The organism is Streptomyces sp. WI03-4A, from assembly GCF_033792105.1.
GTDB classification, from domain to species: Bacteria; Actinomycetota; Actinomycetes; order Streptomycetales; family Streptomycetaceae; genus Streptomyces; species Streptomyces collinus_A.
In genome coordinates, this window is the sequence record NZ_JARAUO010000003.1 from 179,465 (window position 1) to 201,142 (window position 21,678).

The window sequence follows — 21,678 nt, forward strand, 5'->3', positions numbered from 1 at the left end:
AAGAGGCCGCGGACCGGCGGGCCTGACAACAGCCCACCAGTCTACGGCCTCGTTCCCGTGCCCCGGTCCCGCGCTCACGTCCGGAGCCCGGGACCCGTGCCTCACTCCTTGGCGGCGGGCTCCTTCGGCCGCTCCACCGCCGGGCCGCGCCGGACCGCGCCGGGCGCGTTCCACTCCTGGCGCCTGCGGGCGCGCAGCTTGGCCGCCTCGGAGGACTGGAGCTGGTAGGGCACCGAGGTCACCATGACGCCCGGCGTGAACAGCAGGCGTCCCTTGAGCCGCAGGGCGCTCTGGTTGTGCAGCAGGTGCTCGTACCAGTGACCGACCACGTACTCGGGGATGATCACGGAGACGGCGTCGCGCGGGGACTCCTTGCGCAGGCCCTTGACGTACTCGATGATCGGCCGCGTGATCTCGCGGTACGGCGAGTCGAGGACCTTCAGCGGTACGTCGATCCCGCGCCGCTCCCACTCCTCGCGCAGCGCCTTGGTCTCCGCCGGGTCGACGTTGACGGTGAGCGCCTCCAGGGTGTCCGAGCGCATCAGCTTGGCGTAGGCCATGGCGCGCAGGGTGGGCCGGTGGATCTTGGAGATCAGCACCACGGAGTGCACCCGGGAGGGCCGGACGCTGTCGTCGCTCGGGCCCTCGGGGGCCGCGATCTCCTCGGCGACGCGGTCGTAGTGCTTACGGATCGCCGTCATGGTCGCGTAGAAGATGCACATGCCCAGCAGGGCGACCCAGGCGCCGTGCGTGAACTTGGTGACCAGGACGACGACGAGCACCAGTCCGGTGAAGAAGGCGCCGAAGGCGTTGATCGCGCGGGAGCGGATCATGTGGCTGCGCTTGGCCGCGTCCTTCTCGACCGCCAGGTGGCGGTTCCAGTGCCGGACCATGCCGGTCTGGCTGAGGGTGAAGGACACGAACACGCCGACGATGTAGAGCTGGATCAGCCGGGTGGAGTCCGCGCCGTAGATGACCACGAGCAGGGTCGCCGCGCCGGCCAGCAGCACGATGCCGTTGGAGAAGGCGAGGCGGTCGCCGCGGGTGTGCAGCTGGCGCGGCAGGTAGCGGTCCTGGGCGAGGATCGAGCCGAGCAGCGGGAAGCCGTTGTACGCCGTGTTCGCCGCGAGGAACAGCACCAGGGCGGTGGCGGCGGCCAGCAGGACGAACAGGAAGCTGCCCTTGCCGAACACGGCCTCGGCGACCTGGGAGATCACCGGGTTCTGGACGTAGCCGGGGCCGACCGGGCTGCCGTTGTGGATCAGGTCGGTGGCCGGGTGCTCGGCCATGCGGACGTTCGTCGCCGTCGCGAGGGCGATGATGCCGCAGAACATCGTGACGGCGAGCAGACCCATCATGGCGAGCGTGGTCGCCGCGTTCTTGGACTTGGGCTTGCGGAAGGCCGGGACGCCGTTGGAGATGGCCTCCACGCCCGTCAGGGCGGCACAGCCGGAGGAGAAGGCGCGCAGGAGCAGGAAGACGAGCGCGAAGCCCGCCAGGCCCTGGTGCTCGGCCTTGATGTGGTAGTCGGCCGTCGGGGCGTGCATGGTGTCGCCGAGGACCAGGCCCCGGAACGCGCCCCACGCGATCATGACGAAGACGCCGCCGACGAACACGTAGGTCGGGATCGCGAAGAGCTTGCCCGACTCCCTCACGCCCCGCAGGTTCATCAGGGTCAGCAGGATGATCACGGCGGTCGCGCACAGCACCTTGTGCTGGACCACGAACGGGACCGCGGAGCCGAGGTTCTCGATGCCGGAGGCGATGGAGACGGCGACGGTCAGGACGTAGTCGACGAGCAGCGCGCTGGCCACGGTGAGGCCGGCCTTCGGCCCGAGGTTGGTGGTCGCGACCTCGTAGTCGCCACCGCCGCTCGGGTAGGCGTGCACGTTCTGCCGGTAGGAGGCGACGACCGTGAACATCAGCACGACGACCGCGACGGCGATCCAGGGGCTGAAGTGGTACGCCGACACGCCCGCGATGGACAGGACCAGCAAGACCTCCCCCGGCGCGTAGGCGACGGAGGACAGCGGGTCGGAGGCGAAGACGGGGAGTGCGATGCGCTTCGGCAGGAGCGTCTCGCCCAGCCGGTCACTGCGCAGTGCGCGCCCGATCAGGATCCGTTTGGGCACGTCGGTCAGTTTGGACACGACAGAGGATCGTAGGGGGTCGAACACGTTACCGCCCACCCGGCATCCCGGTTCTGCCTCACGAGTGAATTCCCGGGGGCTCGGAACTGCGGATTCCGTGGTCCGCGCGCTCCGCGTGCCTAGATGGCAAACCCCGCATGTCATCGCACTCCGGAGGTCCCATGCCCGCGACCGCAGAGCTGATCGGTGCCACGGTCGCACTGCTCGGCCTCGGAATCCTGACCCTGTTCAGCGTGCGCAGCATCACTCGCCGGGACCTGCCGTCCGTGGTCCCGGACAGCGAACCGGGTCAGTGATCGCGACGATCCGGGGCACGGGGGGTGCCCAGCCCGAACGGCTCCTGTGTAGCTTTGGGCGTCGGTCTGAGACCCTGATGCTGAGCAGTAACTTTTGGACACCGGAAGGACGGTCGTGCACATCGTCATCATGGGCTGCGGAAGAGTGGGCTCCGCTCTCGCCCAGACCCTGGAGCAACAGGGCCACACGGTCGCCGTGATCGACCAGGACCCCACCGCCTTCCGCCGACTGGGCCCGGGATTCGGGGGACGCCGGGTCACCGGTGTCGGCTTCGACCAGGACACCCTGCGCGAGGCGGGCATCGAGGAGGCCGGCGCCTTCGCCGCCGTCTCCAGCGGTGACAACTCCAACATCATCTCCGCGCGCGTGGCCCGCGAGATGTTCGGTGTGGAGAACGTGGCCGCCCGCATCTACGACCCGCGCCGCGCCGAGGTCTACCAGCGCCTGGGCATCCCCACCGTGGCCACGGTCCGCTGGACCGCCGACCAGATGCTGCGCCGTCTGCTGCCCTCGGGCGCCGAGCCCCTGTGGCGCGACCCCACCGGCGGGGTGCAGCTCGCCGAGGTGCACGCCTCCCCCAAGTGGGTCGGTCACAAGATCAGCCGGCTCCAGGAGGAGACCGGCGTCCGCGTGGCGTTCCTGACCCGCCTGGGCGAGGCCATCCTGCCCACCTCCCAGACGGTGCTGCAGGAGGGCGACCTGGTGCACGTGATGATGCGGACGGACGACGTGGAGAAGGTCGAGGCGGCGTTCGCCGGGGGCCCGGAAGAGGAGAGCGGTCACTGATGAGGGTCGCCATTGCCGGAGCCGGCGCCGTCGGCCGCTCGATCGCGGGCGAGCTGCTGGAGAACGGCCACGAGGTCCTGCTCATCGACAAGGCCCCGACCGCCATCTCGGTGGAGCGGGTGCCGCAGGCGGAGTGGCTGCTGGCCGACGCCTGTGAGATCACGTCCCTGGACGAGGCGGCGCTGCAGCGCTGCAACGTGGTGATCGCCGCGACCGGTGACGACAAGGTCAACCTGGTGGTCTCGCTGCTCGCCAAGACGGAGTACGGCGTTCCGCGCGTCGTCGCCCGGGTGAACAACCCGAAGAACGAGTGGCTCTTCAACGAGTCGTGGGGCGTCGACGTCGCCGTGTCCACGCCGCGTCTGATGTCGGCCCTGGTCGAGGAGGCGGTGAGCGTCGGCGACCTGGTCCGGCTGCTCCGCTTCAGCCACGGCGACGCCAACCTCGTCGAGCTGACCCTGCCCGAGGAGTCGGCCCTGGCCGGCACCCAGGTCGGCGACGTGGAGTGGCCGCAGGACACCTCGCTGGTCACGATCATCCGGGGCACCCGGGTCCTGACCCCGTCCCGGGAGGACTCCCTGGAGCCGGGCGACGAACTGCTCTTCGTGGCCGCCCAGGCCCGGGAGGAGCAGCTGGAGGAGCTGCTGTCGGTGCGCCGCGAGGACGCGTGACGGTCTCCTGACCGGTCCTGTGCCGGTACGACGACGAAGGGCGCCCTCGCTGCCGAGGGCGCCCTTCGCGTGCTTCTGGTCGTCTACGCGCCCCGGCGGTGCCGTCCGCCCGACGGGTCGCCGGCCTCGCCTGCCAGGGCGGCCTTGCGCTCCTTCTCCGCCTTCTCGGCCTCTTCCATCTCCGCGAAGACGTCGATCGGCGCGGGTGCCTTCGCCAGGAAGACCCAGGTGAGCCAGACCGCGAGCAGGAACGGCGGGATCTTCAGCGCGACCAGCACCCAGCCGAGCTGGGCCGTGTTGGCCCACCAGTACAGCGGGAAGAGGATCGCGCACTTGGCGAGCAGGATCAGGCCCCAGGCCCAACTGGCCTTGGCGTACGCCTTCTTGCGGCCCGGGTTACGGGTGCGCCAGGAGAGGTTCTCCTTGAAGACCGGGCCGAGGATCAGGCCGATCAGCGGGACCCCGGCGAGGGTCGTGACGATGTAGGCCAGCGCCAGGCCCAGCGTGTAGAGCATGCCGGGCAGGTAGAAGTCCTTGGCGTTGCCCGTGAACATCGCGAAGACGACGCCGAAGGCCACGCCGAAGACGCCGCTGAAGGCGTGCTTGACGGTGTCCTTGCGGACCAGCCGCACCACCACCAGCACCAGCGACACGGCCAGCGCGGCGATCGCCGAGACGTGCAGGTCCTTGTTGATCGTGAAGATCGCGACGAAGAGCAGCCCGGGCAGGACCGTCTCGACCATGCCGCGGACACCGCCGAACGCCTCGAACAGCGCGGCCTCGGTGACCGCGCGGGCGTCGCGGGCCTCGTCCGGCTGGGTCTGTTCGGTGTCTTCGGTCGGCTTGTCGAGGGACGTCACCGGCTACTCCCGTCCGAGGGGTCGCAGTTCGTATTTCGGGTTGAACAGCACACGGCGGCCCCGGCTCATCGAGATCCGGCCCGATGCGATCAGCTTGCGCCCCGGTTCTATGCCCACGATGGAGCGCCTGCCGAGCCACACCACGTCGAGCGCCGCCGAGCCGTCGAACAGTTCGGCCTCCAGGGCCGGGACTCCGGCGCGCGGTCGCAGAGTGACCGTGCGCAAGGTACCAGTTACGGTGACGATCTGCCGGTCACGGCAGTCACCGATCCGGACGCAACCGGCGGTCTCGGTGTCCTCCCGCAGCTCCTCCGACTCCAGGTCCTCCTGCGACGTGGAGAGCCGGTCGAGCATCCGCCGGAACCGGCCGGCCGGCTTTTCGGAACGAGGAACAGCACTCATATCTGAAGCGTACCGGGACCCGCCGAGAGGGCTGTAAGGCAGCTCACCTCCTGGAAGTTCACCAAGGGAGTCACCTCCCGGAGTTCACCTCTCGAACCGGTAGCCCATCCCCGGCTCCGTGATGAAGTGCCTCGGGTGCGAGGGGTCCGTCTCCAGCTTCCTGCGCAGCTGGGCCATGTACACGCGCAGGTAGTTGGACTCGGTGCCGTACGAGGGCCCCCACACCTCCTGGAGCAGCTGCTTCTGGCTGACCAGCCGGCCGGGGCTGCGGACCAGGACCTCCAGCAGGTGCCACTCTGTCGGGGTGAGCCGGACGTCCCGGCCTGCCCGGTTGACCTTCTTCGCGGCCAGGTCGACGGTGAAGCCGTCGGTCTCCACCGTCGTCACGTCGTCCTCGCCGGGCCCGACCGGCTCGGCCCGGCGGACGGCGGCCCGCAGCCGGGCGAGCAGCTCGTCCATGCCGAAGGGCTTGGTGACGTAGTCGTCGGCGCCCGCGTCGAGCGCCTCGACCTTCTCGTCCGAGGAGTGGCGCGCGGACAGGACCAGGATCGGCACCCGGGTCCAGCCGCGCAGCCCCCTGATCACCTCGACACCGTCCATGTCGGGCAGCCCGAGGTCGAGGACGACCACGTCCGGGTGGCGGGAGGCGGCGAGGTCCAGGGCGGTCCTGCCGTCGGGTGCCGCGTCGACGTCGTACTTGCGCGCCTTGAGGTTGATCACGAGGGCACGCACGATCTGCGGCTCGTCGTCGACCACGAGCACACGGGTCATGAAACCTGCCTTTCCGGTTCTGTGCTGGGCTCCCCGACAGGGAGGGGCTCGGGGCGCGTCCCGGCGGCGCGGAGGCTGAGCACCATGGTGAGCCCGCCGCCCGGTGTGTCCTCGGCGTTCAGGCTGCCGCCCATGGCCTCGGCGAAGCCACGGGCCACGGCGAGGCCCAGGCCCACCCCGGCGCCGCGCGGGGCGTCGCCGTACCGCTGGAAGGGTTCGAAGATCCGGTCCTTCGCCTCGTCCGGCACCCCGGGCCCGCGGTCCACGACACGCACCTCGACCCGGTCCACTATGGCGCTGGCGGACACCAGGACCCGGTGCCGGGCCGGGCTGTACTTGACGGCGTTCTCCACGAGGTTGGCCACCGACCGCTCCAGCAGCCCGGGGTCGACGGCGACCATGGGCAGCGTCTCGGGCACGTCCAGCTCGACGCTGTCCTCGGGGACGCCGCACAGCGCCATCGGGACCACCTCGTCCACGTCGATCTCGCGGATGAGCGGGGTGACGGTGCCGGTGTGCAGGCGGGACATGTCGAGGAGGTTGCCCACGAGGTGGTCGAGCCGGTCGGCGCCCTCCTCGATGCCCTCCAGCAGCTCCGCCCGGTCCTCCTCGGACCAGGCCACGTCCTCGGAGCGCAGGGAGGAGACCGCGGCCTTGATCCCGGCGAGCGGGGTGCGCAGGTCGTGGCTGACGGCGGCGAGCAGCGCGGTGCGGATGCGGTTGCCCTCGGCCAGCTCCTTGGCCTGGTCCGCCTCCTCCTGCAGGCGCCTGCGGTCCAGCGCGACGGCGGCCTGCGCGGCGAAGGCGGCGAGCACCCGGCGGTCCTCGGCGGGCAGCACCCGGCCGGTCAGCGCGAGGGCCATGTGGTCGCCGACCGGCATGTCGACGTCGGCGTCCTCGGGCCGCCGGAGCGGGGGCCCGAACCCGGCGCGGCCCGCGCAGGTCCACGGCTCGACGTCGCCCGCCCGCTCCAGCAGGGCCGCCGACTCCATGGCGAAGGTCTCCCGGACCCGCTCCAGCAGTTCGTCGAGGCCGGTCTCGCCGCGCAGCACGTTGCCGGCGAGGAAGGAGAGGATCTCGGACTCGGCGCGCAGCCGGGCGGCCTGGTGGGTGCGCCGGGCGGCGAGGTCGACCACCGAGGCGACCGACATGCCGACGCCGAAGAAGATCGCGATGGCCACGATGTTCTTGGGGTCGGCGACGGTCAGCCGGTGCAGCGGCGGGGTGTAGAAGTAGTTCAGCAGCAGGGAGCCGAAGGCCGCCGAGGCCAGGGCCGGCAGCAGGCCGCCGAGCAGGGCCGCGGCCACCGTCACGGCGAGGAACAGCAGCATGTCGTTGGCGAGGCCGAGGTCGACGGTGTTCAGCAGCACCGCGAAGATCGCCGGGCCGGCCAGGCCGACCAGCCAGCCCGAGACGATCCGGGTCCGGCCGAGCCGCCCGCCCCGGGCGACGGGCAGTCCGCGGCCCTTGGCGACCTCTTCGTGGGTGACGATGTGGACGTCGAGGTCGGGTCCGGACTCCCGGGCTACCGTGGCGCCGACGCCGGGTCCGAAGGCGTACTGCCAGGTCTTGCGGCGCGAGGAGCCGAGCACGATCTGGGTGGCGTTGACGCCGCGCGCGAAGTCGAGCAGGGAGGCCGGGATGTCGTCGCCGACCACGTGGTGGAAGGTGCCGCCCAGGTCCTCCACCAGGGTGCGCTGCACGGCCAGCTCCTTCGGCGAGGCCGAGGTCAGGCCGTCGCTGCGGGAGATGTAGACGGCGAGCACCTCGCCGCCGGCGCCCTTCTCGGCGAGCCGCGCCGCGCGCCGGATCAGGGTGCGGCCTTCGGGCCCGCCGGTCAGCCCGACCACGATCCGCTCGCGGGAGCCCCAGATCCGGGAGACCCGGTGCTCGCTGCGGTAGGCGTTCAGGTACTCGTCGACCCGGTCGGCCACCCACAGCAGCGCCAGCTCGCGCAGGGCGGTGAGGTTGCCGGGCCGGAAGTAGTTGGACAGGGCGGCGTCGACCTTGTCCGGCTGGTAGATGTTGCCGTGCGCCATGCGGCGGCGCAGGGCCTGCGGGGACATGTCGACCAGTTCGATCTGGTCGGCCCGGCGGACCACCTCGTCCGGGACGGTCTCGCGCTGGCGCACCCCGGTGATCGACTCGACCACGTCGCCCAGGGACTCCAGGTGCTGGATGTTGACGGTCGAGACGACGTCGATCCCGGCGGCGAGCAGTTCCTCGACGTCCTGCCAGCGCTTGGCGTTGCGGGACCCGGGCACGTTGGTGTGCGCGAGTTCGTCCACCAGGGCGACGGCGGGGGCCCGGTGCAGCACCGCGTCGACGTCCATCTCGCCGAAGGTCGCGCCCCGGTGCTCCAGCCGTCTGCGCGGCACCTGCTCCAGGCCGTGCAGCATCACCTCGGTGCGTGGCCGGTCGTGGTGTTCGACGTAGCCCACGACGCAGTCGGTGCCCCGCTCCACGCGCCGGTGCGCCTCGGACAGCATGGCGTAGGTCTTGCCCACGCCCGGTGCCGCACCGAGGTAGATCCGAAGCTTGCCACGCGCCATGGCCCCATTGTCTTCCCGTGACTGCTGTGTACGCAGCGTCGACCCTACGGCCAAGGATGTGGGCGAATGGCCGGTTGGCCCGTTCTCCGGCGGTCTTTGACGCGACTCTGACGGCCCCGGGAGCCGGGCTGCTGCACCGTCGGGGGTAGGGCAGGGCCCGACGGACCGCGGAGGCAGCCCGCAGTCCCGTCGGGGCCCGGCGGCTCCGGGGACGGGCGGCTCCGGGGACGCGGACGCGGGGACGCTCAGTTCTCGACGATCTCGCCGTCCCGCAATTCAAGGACCCGGTCGGCGAGGTCGAGGAGGGTGGCGTCGTGGGTGGCGACGAGGGCGGTGGCCTGCTCGCTGCGGACGACGGCGCGCAGCAGTTCCATGACCGCGTGCCCGGTCTCCGCGTCGAGCTGGCCGGTGGGCTCGTCGGCGATGAGCAGCGCGGGGCGGTTGGCGAGGGCTCGGGCGATCGCCACGCGCTGCTGCTGGCCGCCGGACAGCTCGCCGGGCCGCTGGGCCGCGTGGTCGGCGAGCCCGACGAGGGACAGGAGCAGGTCCACGCGCTCCTCGCGCTCGCGCGGGTCGGCCCGGCGCAGCCGCAGCGGTACGCCGACGTTCTCGGCCGCGGTGAGGATCGGGATGAGCCCGAAGGACTGGAAGACGAACCCGATCCGGTCCCGGCGCAGCTCCAGCAGCCCGTTCTCGCCGAGGCCGGCGAGGTCCCGCCCGTCGACCTCGACCCGCCCCCGGTCCGGGGTGTCGAGCCCGCCGACGATGTTCAGCAGGGTCGTCTTGCCGGAGCCCGAGCGCCCCTTGAGGGCGACGAGTTCGCCGCGCGGGATCTCCAGGGAGACCCCCCGCAGGGCGTGGACGGCGGCGGCGCCGCGCCCGTAGGACTTGTGGACGTCCTCGATCCGCACCATCGTCTCGGTGAGCACCCGGCTCATGCTGCTGCCTCCCCGTCGTCCCCCGCGGTCCCCCGGTCCTGGTCCACCGCGGTCCCCGTGATCACTCGTGGACCGGGCGTCAGTATCGCCGCCGGGCGTCCCGCCGTTCAACGGTGCGGGCGGTGTCGCCGGCAGTCACGCCCGGTCGCACGGACGAGGGCCGGAACCCGTACACGCACCCGCGCAGGCGAAAGGGCCGCACCCCACAGGGGTACGGCCCTCGCACCGCTCGTCGAGCGGGTGTCTAGCGGACCTCGGTGATCTCCGGACCCCGCTGGAGCTGGCCCATGCCGCCGGAGAAGCGCGAGCCCTCCTCCTGCTGGACGCCCTCGGGGACCATCTGGGCGTCGTTCGGCAGCTTGAGGACGATCGGGTCGCGGGGCGCCATCGGGCCCTCGCCGCGGACCACGACCGTGTCCCGGAAGATCTGTTCCAGCAGCCCGGCGGCCTGCGGCTGGACGGCGCCCTGGCCGGAGATCACACCGCGCAGGAACCAGCGCGGGCCGTCCACACCGATGAACCGCACGACCTGGAAGCCGCCGGTGCCGTCCGGCAGCTGCACCGGCACCTGGGCCCGCAGCTCCCAGCCCAGCGGGCCCTCGACCTCGTCGACGATGCCGCCCTGCTGGGTGATGCCGCCCGCGATCTCCTCGCGGACCTCGCCCCAGATGCCCTCACGCTTGGGCGCGGCGAAGGCCTGCAGCTGGACGGCGCTGTCGCGCAGCACGACGGTCGCCGCGACGATCGCGTCACCGGCCACCTCGACCCGCAGCTCCATGCCGTCGACGCCCGGCACGAACAGACCGCCGAGGTCGACGCGCCCCTCGCCCGGGTCGCGCACCTCAGTGCTGTCCCACGGCCCGTCGGGCCTGGGCTCCGGCTCCAGCCGGACGCGCTCGCGCCCGGCCTCCACCTCGTCCGCCTCGGTGTCGACGCTGTCGACGACCTGCTCGGCCTCGCCGGCCGCGTCCTCGGCGGCACCCTTCTTGTTGCGACGTCCGAACACGTCACTGTCCTTCCCGGTCGGATACGACCGAAGCGTATCGATTCCCACCCGCCGGACCGCCATCGGCGGCCCGACCGCTTGTGCCGCTCTCGTCGCCCACCGCGGCATGGCCACCGGTGGACCCGAAGCCCCCTTCGGCCCGCGCCGAGTCGGGAAGCTCCGCGACCTCCTGGAAGCGGACCCTCTCGACCTGCTGGACGACCAGTTGGGCAATCCGGTCGAAGCGCTCGAACCGCACGGACTCGCGCGGGTCGAGATTCACCACGATCACCTTGATCTCCCCACGGTACCCGGCATCAACCGTCCCCGGGGCATTCACCAGGGCGACACCGCAGCGGGCGGCCAGCCCGGACCGTGGGTGTACGAAGGCCGCGTACCCCTCGGGGAGGGCGATCGACACTCCGGTGGGCAGGACGGCCCGCTCACCGGGTGCCAGTTCACACGTCTCGGTGGTGCGCAGATCGGCCCCGGCGTCGCCCGGGTGCTCGTACGCCGGGAGCGGTACGTCCGCGTCGACTCGGCGGATGAGCACGTTCAGGGGGCCCCGGGCACCGGGGGCCGTGGCGGCGTCGTGCGTCACGGGTTCACCTCGAAGGCGCGGGCGCGCCGGACCTGGTCGGGGTCGCTCATGGCGGCCTTGATCTCCTCGTCGCGGCCGTGGTCGATGAAGTGGTCGACCTTGACCTCGATGAAGAGGGCGTCGGCACGCACGGCGACGGGCCCCTCGGGGCCGCCGATCCGCCCGGTGGCGGTGGAGTAGATCTTCCGCCCGGCCACGGCGGTGACCTCCGCCGCCAGGTGCAGCGTGGTGCCCACTGGAACCGGCCGCACGAAGTCCGTCTCCAGCCGGCCGGTGACCGCGATGGTGCGCAGCAGCCAGTTCAGCGAGCCGAGGGTCTCGTCGAGAGCGGTGGCCAGCACCCCGCCGTGCGCGAGGCCCGGGGCGCCCTGGTGGGCGGGCTGGACGGTGAACTCGGCGGTCAGCGAGACGCCCTCGCCGGCGCGCGCCTCCAGGTGCAGCCCGTGCGGCTGCTCGTGTCCACATCCGAAACAGCGTTCGTAGTGGGCCCCGAGAAGCTCGCCGGGTGCGGGAGCGTCGGGGTGCCGTACGGGTGTCACCGCGTCGGCGGGAGGCTGAAGAGCTGCGGAACTACCACTCACGTCCGCAGACCTTACCCGCGCGTCGGCGGGTTGCGGATACCGTGCCAAGCTTGGCCCCATGCAGCACTCCGCCACCCCCTACGAAGAACGCCTCACCGCCCCGCGCTCGTGGTGGCTGATCAGTTTCCTCGTGGGCGTCTCGTTCGCCCTGATCCTGCTCCCCTTCGGCACGCTGCCGCTGCTCGGCGGCCTCGTCGGCGGCACGGCCGCGGCCGCCGTGGTGGCCAGCGCCTACGGGTCCCCGCGCATCCGGGTCGTGGGCGGCTTCCTGATCGCGGGCGAGGCGCGGATCCCGGTCTCGGCGCTCGGCGGGTCGGAGGTGCTGGACGCGGAGGAGGCGCGCGCCTGGCGCACGTACAAGGCCGACACCCGCGCCTTCCTGCTGCTGCGCGCCTACATCCCCGGGGCCCTGCGGGTGGAGGTCACCGATCCGGAGGACCCGACGCCCTACCTGTACCTGTCGACGCGGGAGCCGGAGCGGCTCGCGGCGGCGATCGAGGCGGCCCGCAGCGAGCAGACCGCCTAGGGCAGGTCGTCGGGGCGGTCGCCCAGCACCTCGGGCAGGTCGCCCAGTCTCACCGGGTGCTCGGGGCGCTCCAGGGCGGGAAGCCCCGACAGCTCGTCCCAGGGCACCTGGACCTTGCGCAGATCCGCCCGGATCCGGGCGGCGAGCTTCTTGGTGTCGCGGCGGTTCATGGCCGCCCCCACCGCGGCGCCCACCATGAACGGCATGAGGTTGGGCAGGTCCCTGACCATCCGCTTCATGATCTGCTGCCGCAGTTCGCGTTTCATCTGGCCGCCGAGGGCCGCGTCGACGGTCGACGGTTTCGTCACGTTGATCCCGCGCTCCCCCGACCAGGAGGACAGATACGCGGTGCTGCGGACCTTCAGGTTCCCCTGCGGGCGTACGCCGTACACCTCGTGCAGTTCGGCGATCAGCTTCAGCTCGATCGCCGCCACGCCGGTGATCTCCGCGGCCAGCTCGGTCGGCATGGCAGGCGGCACCGGCAGCATCGCCGCCGCGCCGATCCCGGCCCCGACGGTCGAGGTCCCGGCCGCCGCGCCCGTGACGAGCTTGTCGGCGAGCTGCTCGGGTCCGAGACCCGGGAACTGCCTGCGCAGGGTCGCGAGGTCGCGTACGGGGACACGCGGGGCGATCTCGATGATGCGGTCCGCGAGGTAGGCCAGCCCCGCGCGAGCCCGGCTGCCGCCCTTGCGGGCGCCTTCCCGGGCCAGATGCCGGGCCTTGTCCCGGACCACCGCGACCCGCCGCCGGGCGACGGGCGCGGGCTGTTCGGCCGACGCCGGCTGGTCCTGGCCGGACGCCGCTTCGAGCGAGGCTCCCGCGTCGGGTGAGCCCCGCTCGTCGTCACGCGCGCCGTGCGGGCCGTCGTACGGCCCCTTGTCCGCTCCCCGCCTGGAGAAGCGGCGCTTCCGTGGAGGGGTCGAGCCAGTCACGGCCGACCCGTCCTCAGTCGCAGTCGCGGCAGATCGGCTGACCGTTCTTCTCCCGGGCCAGCTGGCTGCGGTGATGTACCAGGAAGCAGCTCATGCAGGTGAACTCGTCCTGCTGCTTCGGCAGTACGCGGACGGCCAGCTCCTCGTTCGAGAGGTCGGCGCCCGGGAGTTCGAGGCCCTCTGCGGCCTCGAACTCGTCGACGTCCACCGCTGAGGTGGACTTGTCGTTCCGGCGGGCCTTCAGCTCTTCAAGGCTGTCCGAGTCGACGTCGTCGTCGGTCTTGCGTGGAGTGTCGTAATCGGTTGCCATGTCGCTCTCCCCCTCTGGGTGTCTGCGGTGTCTCTCCAGCGCACGTAACGCGTGAGAGGCCGGACTTGTGCCCGACCTGAGGCGGAGATTTTGCCTCACATCAAGGTCTGTTACTCAATCGACACCCAACCCGATCTCCCTGGAGTGATCGGCTTGGATGGCGGTGTGGACCGTACACGGTTCGAATGTCGCACCTCAAAGGCGCCTCACCGTGTACTTCCCGTGATCAAGAGCCCTGAAAACAAGGATTTTCCCGGCTTTGCGGCCCCTGTCATGATCACAGAGAGTGCATGGCTGGAAATCCGCCCATGTGATTGATCACACAGGTGGAACCCCAGACGGTGGTCTGAAAATTCCGCGCAAAGCGAACATCCTCCGCGAGTGTCGAACCCCGGTCACAGCGGCAGGGTGACACGCATCACCAGACCACCGCCCTCGCGGGGCCGCGCCACGATGTGGCCGCCGTGCGCGCGGGCCACGGACCGCACGATGGACAGGCCCAGACCGACGCCCTTGTCGCTGCCCGTGCGCTCCGTACGGAGCCGCCTGAAGGGCTCGAAGAGGTTGTCGATCTCGTACGCGGGTACCACCGGGCCGGTGTTCGACACCGTGAGCACCGCCTGGCCGTGCTCGGTCTCGGTGGCCACCTCCACCCAGCCGTCCTCGGGCACGTTGTAGCGCACCGCGTTCTGCACCAGGTTCAGCGCGATCCGCTCCAGCAGCACACCGTTGCCCTGCACCACGGCGGTCCTGCGCTCGCCCCTGATCTCGACGCCCTTGGCCTCCGCCTCGGCGTGCACCTGGTCGATGGCCTGGCCGGCCACCTCCGCCAGGTCGACCGGCTTGCGCTCGACGATCTGGTTGTCGCTGCGAGCGAGCAGCAGCAGGCCCTCCACCAGCTGCTCGCTGCGCTCGTTGGTGGCCAGCAGCGTCTTGCCGAGCTGCTGCAGCTCCACCGGGGCGCCCGGATCGGACAGGTGCACCTCCAGCAGCGTGCGGTTGATCGCCAGCGGGGTGCGCAGCTCGTGGGAGGCGTTGCCGACGAAGCGCTGCTGGGCGGTGAAGGCCCGCTGCAGGCGCTCCAGCATGTCGTCGAAGGTGTCCGCCAGCTCCTTGAGCTCGTCGTCGGGGCCGTCCAGCTCGATCCGGCGGGACAGGTCGGAGCCGGCCACCGCGCGCGCGGTGCGGGTGATCCGGCCGAGCGGCGACAGCACGCGGCCGGCCATCGCGTAGCCGAACGCGAAGGCGATCACGGCGAGGCCCAGCAGGGCCAGCAGCGAGCGGCTGAGCAGGTCGTCGAGGGCCGTCTGGCGCTGCTGGTCCATGCAGTGCGCGATGGCGTCCTTGAAGTCCTGCAGCGGCAGGCTCTTGGTGTTGATCGCCGGGCAGTTGTCGCTGGACACCTGGAGCTTCTGGAAGTCGACGATCTTGAACAGCGGCTGGTTGCCGCTGCTGATCGCCTGCGCGGCCAGCAGGTAGATGATCGACAGCAGCAGGATGCCGGCGATCAGGAACATGCCGCCGTAGAGCAGCGTGAGCCGTATGCGGATGGTCGGGCGCAGCCACGGGAAGGGCGGCTGCGGCGTCCTGGGGTCCCAGGTGGGTTTCGGGGGCGCCTGGGGCGGCGCGGGTGTCGCGGCCACGGCGGATCAGATCCGGTATCCGGAGCCGGGCACCGTGACGATCACGGGGGGCTCGCCGAGCTTGCGGCGCAGCGTCATGACGGTCACGCGCACCACGTTGGTGAACGGGTCGGTGTTCTCGTCCCAGGCCTTCTCCAGCAGCTGCTCGGCCGAGACGACCGCGCCCTCGCTGCGCATCAGGACCTCCAGGACGGCGAACTCCTTGGGCGCGAGCTGGACCTCCTTGCCGTCGCGGAAGACCTCGCGGCGGTTGGGGTCGAGCTTGATGCCGGCGCGCTCCAGGACCGGCGGCAGGGGCACGCTGGTGCGCCGCCCGAGGGCCCGCACCCGCGCGATCAGCTCGCTGAACGCGAACGGCTTGGGAAGGTAGTCGTCGGCGCCGATCTCCAGGCCCTCCACGCGGTCGCTGACGTCACCGGAGGCGGTGAGCATGAGCACCCGCGTGGGCATGCCCAGCTCCACGATCTTGCGGCAGACGTCGTCACCGTGCACGAGCGGCAGGTCGCGGTCGAGAACGACCACGTCGTAGTCGTTGACGCCGATGCGTTCGAGGGCGGCCGCACCGTCGTACACGACGTCGACGGCCATGGCCTCCCGGCGCAGTCCGGTGGCCACCGCATCGGCGAGCAGTTGCTCGTCCTCGACGACGAGTACGCGCACGTCGCTTGTCCTTCCTGTGTCCACCGCGCTGCGCGCCGTGGGCGCGCACGGGCAGGGGTGTCCGTGGGATGTGGCCTCCATCCTGCCCTTTTCGGCCATAAGTCGGCTGTAAGGCGGGGTTCGGGCGGCAGGCATCCGGTCACGGGCCCGGGAATGCGGGATTTTTTCGAGTGGTTGAGGTTTCCGCGGAAGGGAGCGGGGGGAGGACGGCTTTACACCCCGCGATCACGCTCTGCACGTGCCGCAACACCATGCGGTACATCGCGGTCCGCTTCCGCAGAGCGGGCGCGGGTGTCCGGCACCGTCGCCGCCCGGCCGGGCTGCGCTGGGCACCTGCGTAAGACGTGATCGCCCCTTCCGAACGGCACACCCCCGTGCCACCCGACCCACGACCCAGGACGAGGGGGCGCAGCATGGACGCATTCACCGCAGGGCTTCTCCAGCGCATAAGGGCGACCGAGTCCGACCTGTCGCGGGCTCGTGACGAGGGCGACGACTTCCTCGTCGAGGTGGAGCAGGCAGAGCTCGACGACCTGCGCCGCCTCGCCGCCGACCACGGTGTGGAAGTCGGCGCGTCACGCGTCTGACCGGCCGAGCACGAGCGGGGCCCCCGGCGAATCCAGCGCCGGGGGTCCCGCTTTTGCGTGTGCCCCGGAGCGGGTCAGTCGTGCCAGGCCCCGAAGTCCTCCAGGAGCCGCTGGAGGGGCTCGAAGACGCCGGGGGTGCCCGCCACCGTCAGGTCGCGTCCGGGGCGCTCTCCGGGCCTTCCACCGGTCAGGGCGCCGGCCTCCCGGGCGATGAGATCGCCCGCCGCGACGTCCCAGGCGTTGAGTCCGCGCTCGTAGTAGCCGTCGAGCCGGCCGCAGGCCACGTCGCACAGGTCGACGGCGGCCGAGCCGCTGCGCCGGATGTCGCGCAGCAGCGGGATGAGCCGGCCGGCCACCTCGGCCTGGTGGGCGCGGACCGCGGCGACGTAGTTGAAGCCGGTGGAGACCAGTGCCTGGTCCAGCGGGGGTGCGGGGCGGCAGGACAGCGCGCGCTCGCCCTCCCAGGCGCCGGTCGCGTGGGCGCCGCCGCCGCGTACCGCGTGGTACGTCTCGCCGCGCATAGGCGCCGCGACGACCCCGGCGACGGTCTCGCCGTCGTGTTCGGCCGCGATGGACACCGCCCAGGTCGGCAGCCCGTACAGGTAGTTCACGGTGCCGTCGAGCGGGTCGATCACCCAGCGGACGCCGCTGGTGCCCGCCACGGAGGCGCCCTCCTCGCCGAGGAAGCCGTCGTCGGGGCGCCGCCCGGAGATCAGGTCGGTGATCAGCTTCTCGGCCGCGATGTCCATCTCGGTGACGACGTCGATGGGGCTCGACTTCGTCCTGGCCACCGCCAGGTCGGCGGGGCGTCCGTCGCGCAGCAGCTCACCGGCACGGGCGGCGGCCTCCAGGGCCAGGTCGAGCAGGTCCCGGTGCAGGGCGGCGTCGGTCACGGGGCTCCTCACGCGTAGGGGCTGTCGGCGCCCGCGGCGGCGGGGCGGGGGGCACGGGCGGGGCAGCAGCCGACCGGGCAGAGGTCGTGGCTCGCGCCGAGGGCGCCCAGGGCGCAGCGGGTGACCTCCTGGCCGCGTTCCGCGCCGGCCCGCTCCAGGACCAGGTCGCGGACGGCGGCGGCGAAACGGGGGTCGGCGCCCACGGTGGCGGAGCGGCGCACGGGCAGGCCCAGCTCCTCCGCCTTGGCCGTGGCCTCGGTGTCGAGGTCGTAGAGGACCTCCATGTGGTCGGAGACGAAGCCGATCGGGGCCATGACGACGGCCGGGACGCCGGCGGCGTGCCGCTCCTCCAGGTGGTCGCAGATGTCCGGCTCCAGCCAGGGGATGTGCGGGGCGCCGGAGCGGGACTGGTAGACGAGCTGCCAGGGGTGGTCGACGCCGGTGCGCTCGCGGACGGCGTCGGCGACCAGCCGGGCCACGTCCAGGTGCTGCCCGACGTAGGCGCCGCCGTCGCCGTGGGCCTCGGCCGGGCCGGAGGTGTCGGCCGCCGAGGTCGGGATGGAGTGGGTGGTGAAGGCGATGTGGGCGCCGTCGCGGACGTCCTCGGGGAGGTCGGCGAGCGAGCGCAGCACCCCGTCGACCATCGGCTCGACGAACCCGGGGTGGTTGAAGTAGTGCCGGAGTTTGTCGACCTTCGGCGGCTCCAGGCCCTCGGCCTCGAGGGCGGCCAGCGCGTCGGCGAGGTTCTCGCGGTACTGGCGGCAGCCCGAGTAGGAGGCGTAGGCGCTGGTGGCGAGCACCAGGACGCGGCGGCGGCCGTCGGCGGTCATCTCGCGCAGGGTGTCCGTCAGGTACGGCGCCCAGTTGCGGTTGCCCCAGTAGACCGGCAGGTCGAGACCGTGCCCGGCGAAGTCCTCGCGCAGCGCGTCCAGCAGGGCGCGGTTCTGGTCGTTGATGGGGCTGACCCCGCCGAACAGGAAGTAGTGCTGTCCGACTTCCTTCAGGCGTTCCTTCGGGATGCCACGGCCGCGGGTGACGTTCTCCAGGAACGGGACCACGTCGTCGGGGCCCTCGGGGCCGCCGAAGGAGAGCAGGAGCAGGGCGTCGTAGGGGCTGGCATCGAGCGCGTCTGGCATGTCTTGATCCTCCCACCCGGTACCGACAGCGGGGACGCGGCGCGGTGGGGAGCCGGTTTGCGGCCGGTTCGGCCGGAAATTTCCCGCCGTCCTCCCCGGTGCGTTTAGGGTCACCTAACTCGTAAGCTGTATCAGCCGCATTCGCGCCTTACTGATCCTCTCCGGAGACCACGTGCCCAGCCCCTACCGCGCCCTGTTCGCCGAGCCCGGCACCAAGAGCTTCTCCGCAGCGGGCTTCCTCGGCCGCATGCCGCTGTCGATGATGGGCATCGGCGTGGTCACGATGGTCTCCCAGCTCACCGGGCGCTACGGTCTCGCGGGCGCGCTGTCGGCCACCATCGCCCTGTCCGCCGCCGTGATCGGCCCGCAGATCTCCCGGCTGGTGGACCGGCACGGGCAGCGCCGGGTGCTGCGTCCCGCGACCCTGGCGGCGCTCACGGCCGCGGCCGGGCTGCTGCTGGCCGCGCACTTCGGCCGGCCGGACTGGGTGCTGTTCGTGTGCGCCGCCGGCATCGGCTCCGTGCCGAGCCTGGGCGCGATGATCCGGGCCCGCTGGGCCGCCCTGTACCGGGGCACGCCGAAGCTGCACACCGCCTACTCGTTCGAGTCGGTGGTCGACGAGGCCTGCTTCATCTTCGGGCCGATCATCTCCATCGGCCTGTGCACGGCCTGGTTCCCGGAGGCGGGCCCCCTGCTGGCCGCCTGCTTCCTGGCCGCCGGGGTCTTCTGGCTGACCGCCCAGCGGGCCACCGAGCCGGAGCCGCACCCGCGCGAGCACCACGGCGGCGGCAGCGCGCTGCGCTCGGCGCCGCTCCAGGTGCTGGTGCTCACCTTCGTGGCGACGGGCACGATCTTCGGGTCCGTCGACGTGGTCACGGTGGCCTTCGCCGACGAGCGCGGCCACAAGGGCGCCGCGAGCGTCGTCCTGGCGCTGTACGCGGCCGGCTCCTGCCTGGCGGGCGCGGTCTTCGGGCTGATGCGGTTCGCCGGGGCGCCGGAACGCCGCTGGCTGCTGGGCGTGGCGGCGACGGCCGTGAGTATGATCCCCCTCCTACTGGCCGGAAACCTGCCGCTTCTGGCCGTGGCGCTGTTCGTTGCGGGGCTGTCCATCGCACCGACGATGATCACGACGATGTCCCTCATCGAAGAGCACGTACCTCGCGCGAAGCTCACCGAGGGCATGACCTGGGTGAGCACCGGCCTCGCGGTCGGCGTCGCGCTCGGCTCCTCCGCGGCCGGCTGGGTGATCGACGCAGCCGGCGCGCGGGCCGGGTACGGGGTTCCGGCCGTGTCCGGGGCCGTCGCGGTCGCGGTCGGTTTCCTCGGGTTCCGCCGGCTGCGCAGGCCGGCCGCGGGGCGGGGAGGCACCGTTGAGCACCACAGTGAGCGCGAAGAACGGAACCTGGCGTAACTGGGGCGGCAACGTCAGCGCCCGTCCCGTCCGTCAGGTCGAACCCGCCTCGGTGGAGGAGCTGGCCGCCGCGGTGCGCGCGGCCGCCGAGGACGGCCTGAAGGTGAAGGCGGTCGGCACCGGGCACTCTTTCACGTCCATAGCCGCCACCGACGGTGTGCTGATCCGGCCGCAGCTGCTGGCCGGCATCCGAGGCATCGACCGGGACGCCATGACCGTGACGGTCGAGGCCGGCACCCCGCTCAAGAGGCTCAACGCCGCGCTGGCGCGCGAGGGCCTGTCGCTCACCAACATGGGCGACATCATGGAGCAGACCGTCTCGGGCGCCGTCAGCACCGGCACGCACGGCACGGGCCGCGAGTCCGCCTCGATCGCCGCCCAGATCAGGGGACTCGAACTGGTCACGGCGGACGGCTCGGTGCTCACCTGCTCCGAGAAGGAGAACCCGGAGGTCTTCGCGGCCGCCCGGATCGGCCTGGGCGCGCTCGGCATCGTCACCGCCCTCACCTTCGCCGTGGAGCCCCTTTTCCTGCTCACCGCCCGCGAGGAGCCGATGGCCTTCGACCGGGTGCTGGCCGAGTTCGACCAACTGTGGGCCGAGAACGAGCACTTCGAGTTCTACTGGTTCCCGCACACCGGCAACACGAACACCAAGCGGAACAACCGCAGCGCCGGCCCGGAACAGCCGGTGGGGCAGCTCGCCGGGTGGTTCGAGGACGAGTTCCTCTCCAACGGCGTCTTCCAGGTGGCCCAGTGGGTGGGGCGCGGGGCGCCCGCGGCCATCCCGGCCATCGCCCGGATCTCCAGCAAGGCCCTGTCCGCGCGGACGTACACGGACATCCCCTACAAGGTGTTCACCTCGCCGCGCCGGGTGCGCTTCGTGGAGATGGAGTACGCCGTTCCGCGCGCGGCCCTGGCCGACACGCTGCGCGAGCTGAGGACCATGGTCGACCGCTCCGGGCTGCGCGTCAGCTTCCCGGTGGAGGTGCGCACCGCCCCCGCCGACGACATCACCCTGTCCACCGCCTCCGGGCGGGACAGCGCGTACGTCGCCGTCCACATGTTCCGGGGGACGCCGTACCACGCCTACTTCACGGCGGCCGAGCGCATCTTCACGGCGCACGAGGGCAGGCCGCACTGGGGCAAGGTGCACACCCGGGACGCCGAGTACTTCTCCCGGGTGTATCCGCGCTTCGGCGAGTTCACGGCGCTGCGGGACCGGCTGGACCCGGAACGCCTGTTCCAGAACGACTACTTGCGGAGGGTCCTGGGGGCGTAGCGGTCGTGGACCCGCTGGGCGCGGGGGCCGGGTCGCCGCTCGGGCGCGGGCTCGCCGATCCGGACGGCGCGCGCGTCGCACCCGGGTCCGTACCGCCGCCCGCGGTGCCCTCGGAGGGTGCGCCGGAAGGTGACGCGGCCGCCCCGCCGGTCCCCTGCGACACGCCGGACGAGGACGACCGGGAGGACCCGGAGGACGGGTCGGCGGCGGGGGCCGAGGGCCGTGTCGCGGATCCGGTCCCGCCGGTCTTCGGGACGGACCGGCCGCGCTCGCCGACCGCGTCGCTGACCGTGGTGCCCCTGCCGCCGCTGAAGCTGCTGCCGGACACCAGCTCGTACGTCGTGATGCCGGCCATGGTGACCGCGAAGACGACGGCGGCCGCGACGACCGGGCGCCGCCAGGTCCGCGTCCGAGCCCGGTACACGGTTCCCTCGCCGAACCCGTCGGGAGCGGGTGCTCCTTCCCGGCGGGGGCGGACGGACGGCTTCGTCTCCCTCAGCTGTTCACCCGTACGACGGAAGAAATGCTGGAAGAGGGTGCCGCCGCAGCTGGCGACCACACTGACGACGCCGGCGCCGAGGATCGTGCCGTACACCCCGAAGTACGAGGCCAGTTTGGCCGCCACGACCGCCGCGAGGGCGCTGCCGGCGACCTGGGGGACGCTCAGGTCGATCCGCTTGCGACCCGCATCGGGCGTTTCACGCATA

Annotated in this window: 23 protein-coding genes; 7 read left to right on the plus strand and 16 right to left on the minus strand. The window is 71.8% G+C overall.

The window, feature by feature from the left end:
• Positions 1 to 101 precede the first annotated feature (101 nt).
• A complete protein-coding gene (locus tag PV343_RS05670; protein ID WP_319145656.1) occupies positions 102 to 2,150 on the minus strand; it encodes an APC family permease in 2,049 nt (682 codons plus the stop codon).
• A gap of 161 nt (positions 2,151 to 2,311) precedes the next feature.
• On the opposite strand from PV343_RS05670, the gene PV343_RS05675 reads away from it, so the two are divergent.
• The 3 genes from PV343_RS05675 to PV343_RS05685 all read left to right on the plus strand — a co-directional run bounded on the left by PV343_RS05675 (position 2,312) and on the right by PV343_RS05685 (position 3,904).
• Entirely contained in the window at positions 2,312 to 2,446 is a 135-nt protein-coding gene (locus PV343_RS05675; protein WP_268825454.1) for a hypothetical protein, read from the plus strand.
• 115 nt (positions 2,447 to 2,561) lie between these two features.
• A complete protein-coding gene (locus PV343_RS05680) occupies positions 2,562 to 3,233 on the plus strand; it encodes a potassium channel family protein (protein ID WP_319145657.1) in 672 nt (223 codons plus the stop codon).
• On the plus strand, positions 3,233 to 3,904 hold the full coding sequence (locus PV343_RS05685) for a TrkA family potassium uptake protein (protein ID WP_317445847.1): 672 nt from the start codon (positions 3,233 to 3,235) through the stop codon (positions 3,902 to 3,904). The genes PV343_RS05680 and PV343_RS05685 overlap by 1 nt, the downstream gene beginning before the upstream one ends.
• Before the next feature lie 83 nt (positions 3,905 to 3,987).
• On the opposite strand, the gene PV343_RS05690 is transcribed toward PV343_RS05685, so the two are convergent.
• The 8 genes from PV343_RS05690 to PV343_RS05725 form a co-directional block, all read right to left on the minus strand.
• A complete protein-coding gene (locus tag PV343_RS05690) occupies positions 3,988 to 4,764 on the minus strand; it encodes a DUF3159 domain-containing protein (RefSeq protein ID WP_319145658.1) in 777 nt (258 codons plus the stop codon).
• Between the two features lie 3 nt (positions 4,765 to 4,767).
• Positions 4,768 to 5,166, minus strand: coding sequence for an OB-fold nucleic acid binding domain-containing protein (locus PV343_RS05695; RefSeq protein ID WP_078614821.1), 399 nt, complete (start codon positions 5,164 to 5,166; stop codon positions 4,768 to 4,770).
• Positions 5,167 to 5,250: 84 nt separating this feature from the next.
• Complete coding sequence (locus tag PV343_RS05700; RefSeq protein WP_319145659.1) at positions 5,251 to 5,937, minus strand: response regulator; 687 nt, start codon at positions 5,935 to 5,937, stop codon at positions 5,251 to 5,253.
• On the minus strand, positions 5,934 to 8,489 hold the full coding sequence (locus tag PV343_RS05705; protein WP_319145660.1) for a sensor histidine kinase KdpD: 2,556 nt from the start codon (positions 8,487 to 8,489) through the stop codon (positions 5,934 to 5,936). Before PV343_RS05705 ends, PV343_RS05700 begins: the two co-directional genes overlap by 4 nt.
• 245 nt (positions 8,490 to 8,734) lie before the next feature.
• The gene (locus PV343_RS05710) at positions 8,735 to 9,427 is read right to left on the minus strand and encodes an ABC transporter ATP-binding protein (RefSeq protein WP_319145661.1); all 693 of its coding nucleotides are present in this window, start codon (positions 9,425 to 9,427) and stop codon (positions 8,735 to 8,737) included.
• Between the two features lie 244 nt (positions 9,428 to 9,671).
• Positions 9,672 to 10,433 (minus strand): DUF3710 domain-containing protein, encoded by a 762-nt coding sequence (locus tag PV343_RS05715; protein WP_319145662.1) that lies wholly within the window; start codon positions 10,431 to 10,433, stop codon positions 9,672 to 9,674.
• Position 10,434: 1 nt separating this feature from the next.
• Entirely contained in the window at positions 10,435 to 11,013 is a 579-nt protein-coding gene (gene dut / locus PV343_RS05720; RefSeq protein WP_319145663.1) for a dUTP diphosphatase, read from the minus strand.
• Entirely contained in the window at positions 11,010 to 11,594 is a 585-nt protein-coding gene (locus tag PV343_RS05725; RefSeq protein ID WP_319145664.1) for a PaaI family thioesterase, read from the minus strand. Before PV343_RS05725 ends, dut begins: the two co-directional genes overlap by 4 nt.
• A gap of 58 nt (positions 11,595 to 11,652) precedes the next feature.
• On the opposite strand from PV343_RS05725, the gene PV343_RS05730 reads away from it, so the two are divergent.
• Entirely contained in the window at positions 11,653 to 12,120 is a 468-nt protein-coding gene (locus PV343_RS05730; RefSeq protein ID WP_319145665.1) for a DUF3093 domain-containing protein, read from the plus strand.
• Here PV343_RS05730 and PV343_RS05735 read toward each other — a convergent pair.
• The 4 genes from PV343_RS05735 to PV343_RS05750 all read right to left on the minus strand — a co-directional run bounded on the left by PV343_RS05735 (position 12,117) and on the right by PV343_RS05750 (position 15,665).
• The gene (locus PV343_RS05735; protein WP_319145666.1) at positions 12,117 to 13,052 is read right to left on the minus strand and encodes a hypothetical protein; all 936 of its coding nucleotides are present in this window, start codon (positions 13,050 to 13,052) and stop codon (positions 12,117 to 12,119) included. The genes PV343_RS05730 and PV343_RS05735 overlap by 4 nt on opposite strands.
• Positions 13,053 to 13,065: 13 nt before the next feature.
• Positions 13,066 to 13,362: a DUF4193 domain-containing protein gene (locus tag PV343_RS05740; protein WP_005481602.1), complete on the minus strand. Its 297-nt coding sequence runs from the start codon at positions 13,360 to 13,362 to the stop codon at positions 13,066 to 13,068.
• A 395-nt stretch (positions 13,363 to 13,757) separates the two neighbouring features.
• Entirely contained in the window at positions 13,758 to 15,005 is a 1,248-nt protein-coding gene (locus PV343_RS05745; protein ID WP_319145667.1) for a sensor histidine kinase, read from the minus strand.
• Positions 15,006 to 15,011: 6 nt separating this feature from the next.
• Entirely contained in the window at positions 15,012 to 15,665 is a 654-nt protein-coding gene (locus PV343_RS05750) for a response regulator transcription factor (RefSeq protein ID WP_003993508.1), read from the minus strand.
• A gap of 413 nt (positions 15,666 to 16,078) precedes the next feature.
• Between PV343_RS05750 and PV343_RS05755 the strand changes: the two genes are divergently transcribed.
• Positions 16,079 to 16,252, plus strand: coding sequence for a hypothetical protein (locus PV343_RS05755; RefSeq protein ID WP_167528465.1), 174 nt, complete (start codon positions 16,079 to 16,081; stop codon positions 16,250 to 16,252).
• Between the two features lie 74 nt (positions 16,253 to 16,326).
• On the opposite strand, the gene PV343_RS05760 is transcribed toward PV343_RS05755, so the two are convergent.
• Positions 16,327 to 17,145 (minus strand): inositol monophosphatase family protein, encoded by an 819-nt coding sequence (locus tag PV343_RS05760; protein WP_319145668.1) that lies wholly within the window; start codon positions 17,143 to 17,145, stop codon positions 16,327 to 16,329.
• A gap of 8 nt (positions 17,146 to 17,153) precedes the next feature.
• Complete coding sequence (locus tag PV343_RS05765; RefSeq protein ID WP_319145669.1) at positions 17,154 to 18,281, minus strand: ferrochelatase; 1,128 nt, start codon at positions 18,279 to 18,281, stop codon at positions 17,154 to 17,156.
• Positions 18,282 to 18,453: 172 nt separating this feature from the next.
• Here PV343_RS05765 and PV343_RS05770 point away from each other — a divergent pair, with 172 nt between their 5' ends.
• Positions 18,454 to 19,692: an MFS transporter gene (locus PV343_RS05770; protein ID WP_319145670.1), complete on the plus strand. Its 1,239-nt coding sequence runs from the start codon at positions 18,454 to 18,456 to the stop codon at positions 19,690 to 19,692.
• Positions 19,652 to 20,971 carry a D-arabinono-1,4-lactone oxidase gene (locus PV343_RS05775; protein ID WP_319145671.1) on the plus strand — a complete coding sequence of 440 codons (1,320 nt, stop codon included), beginning with the start codon at positions 19,652 to 19,654 and terminating at the stop codon, positions 20,969 to 20,971. Before PV343_RS05770 ends, PV343_RS05775 begins: the two co-directional genes overlap by 41 nt.
• Here the strand turns inward: PV343_RS05775 and PV343_RS05780 are convergent.
• Complete coding sequence (locus PV343_RS05780; RefSeq protein WP_319145672.1) at positions 20,895 to 21,677, minus strand: hypothetical protein; 783 nt, start codon at positions 21,675 to 21,677, stop codon at positions 20,895 to 20,897. The two genes, PV343_RS05775 and PV343_RS05780, sit on opposite strands and share 77 nt — an antisense overlap.
• Between the last annotated feature and the right edge of the window lies 1 nt (position 21,678).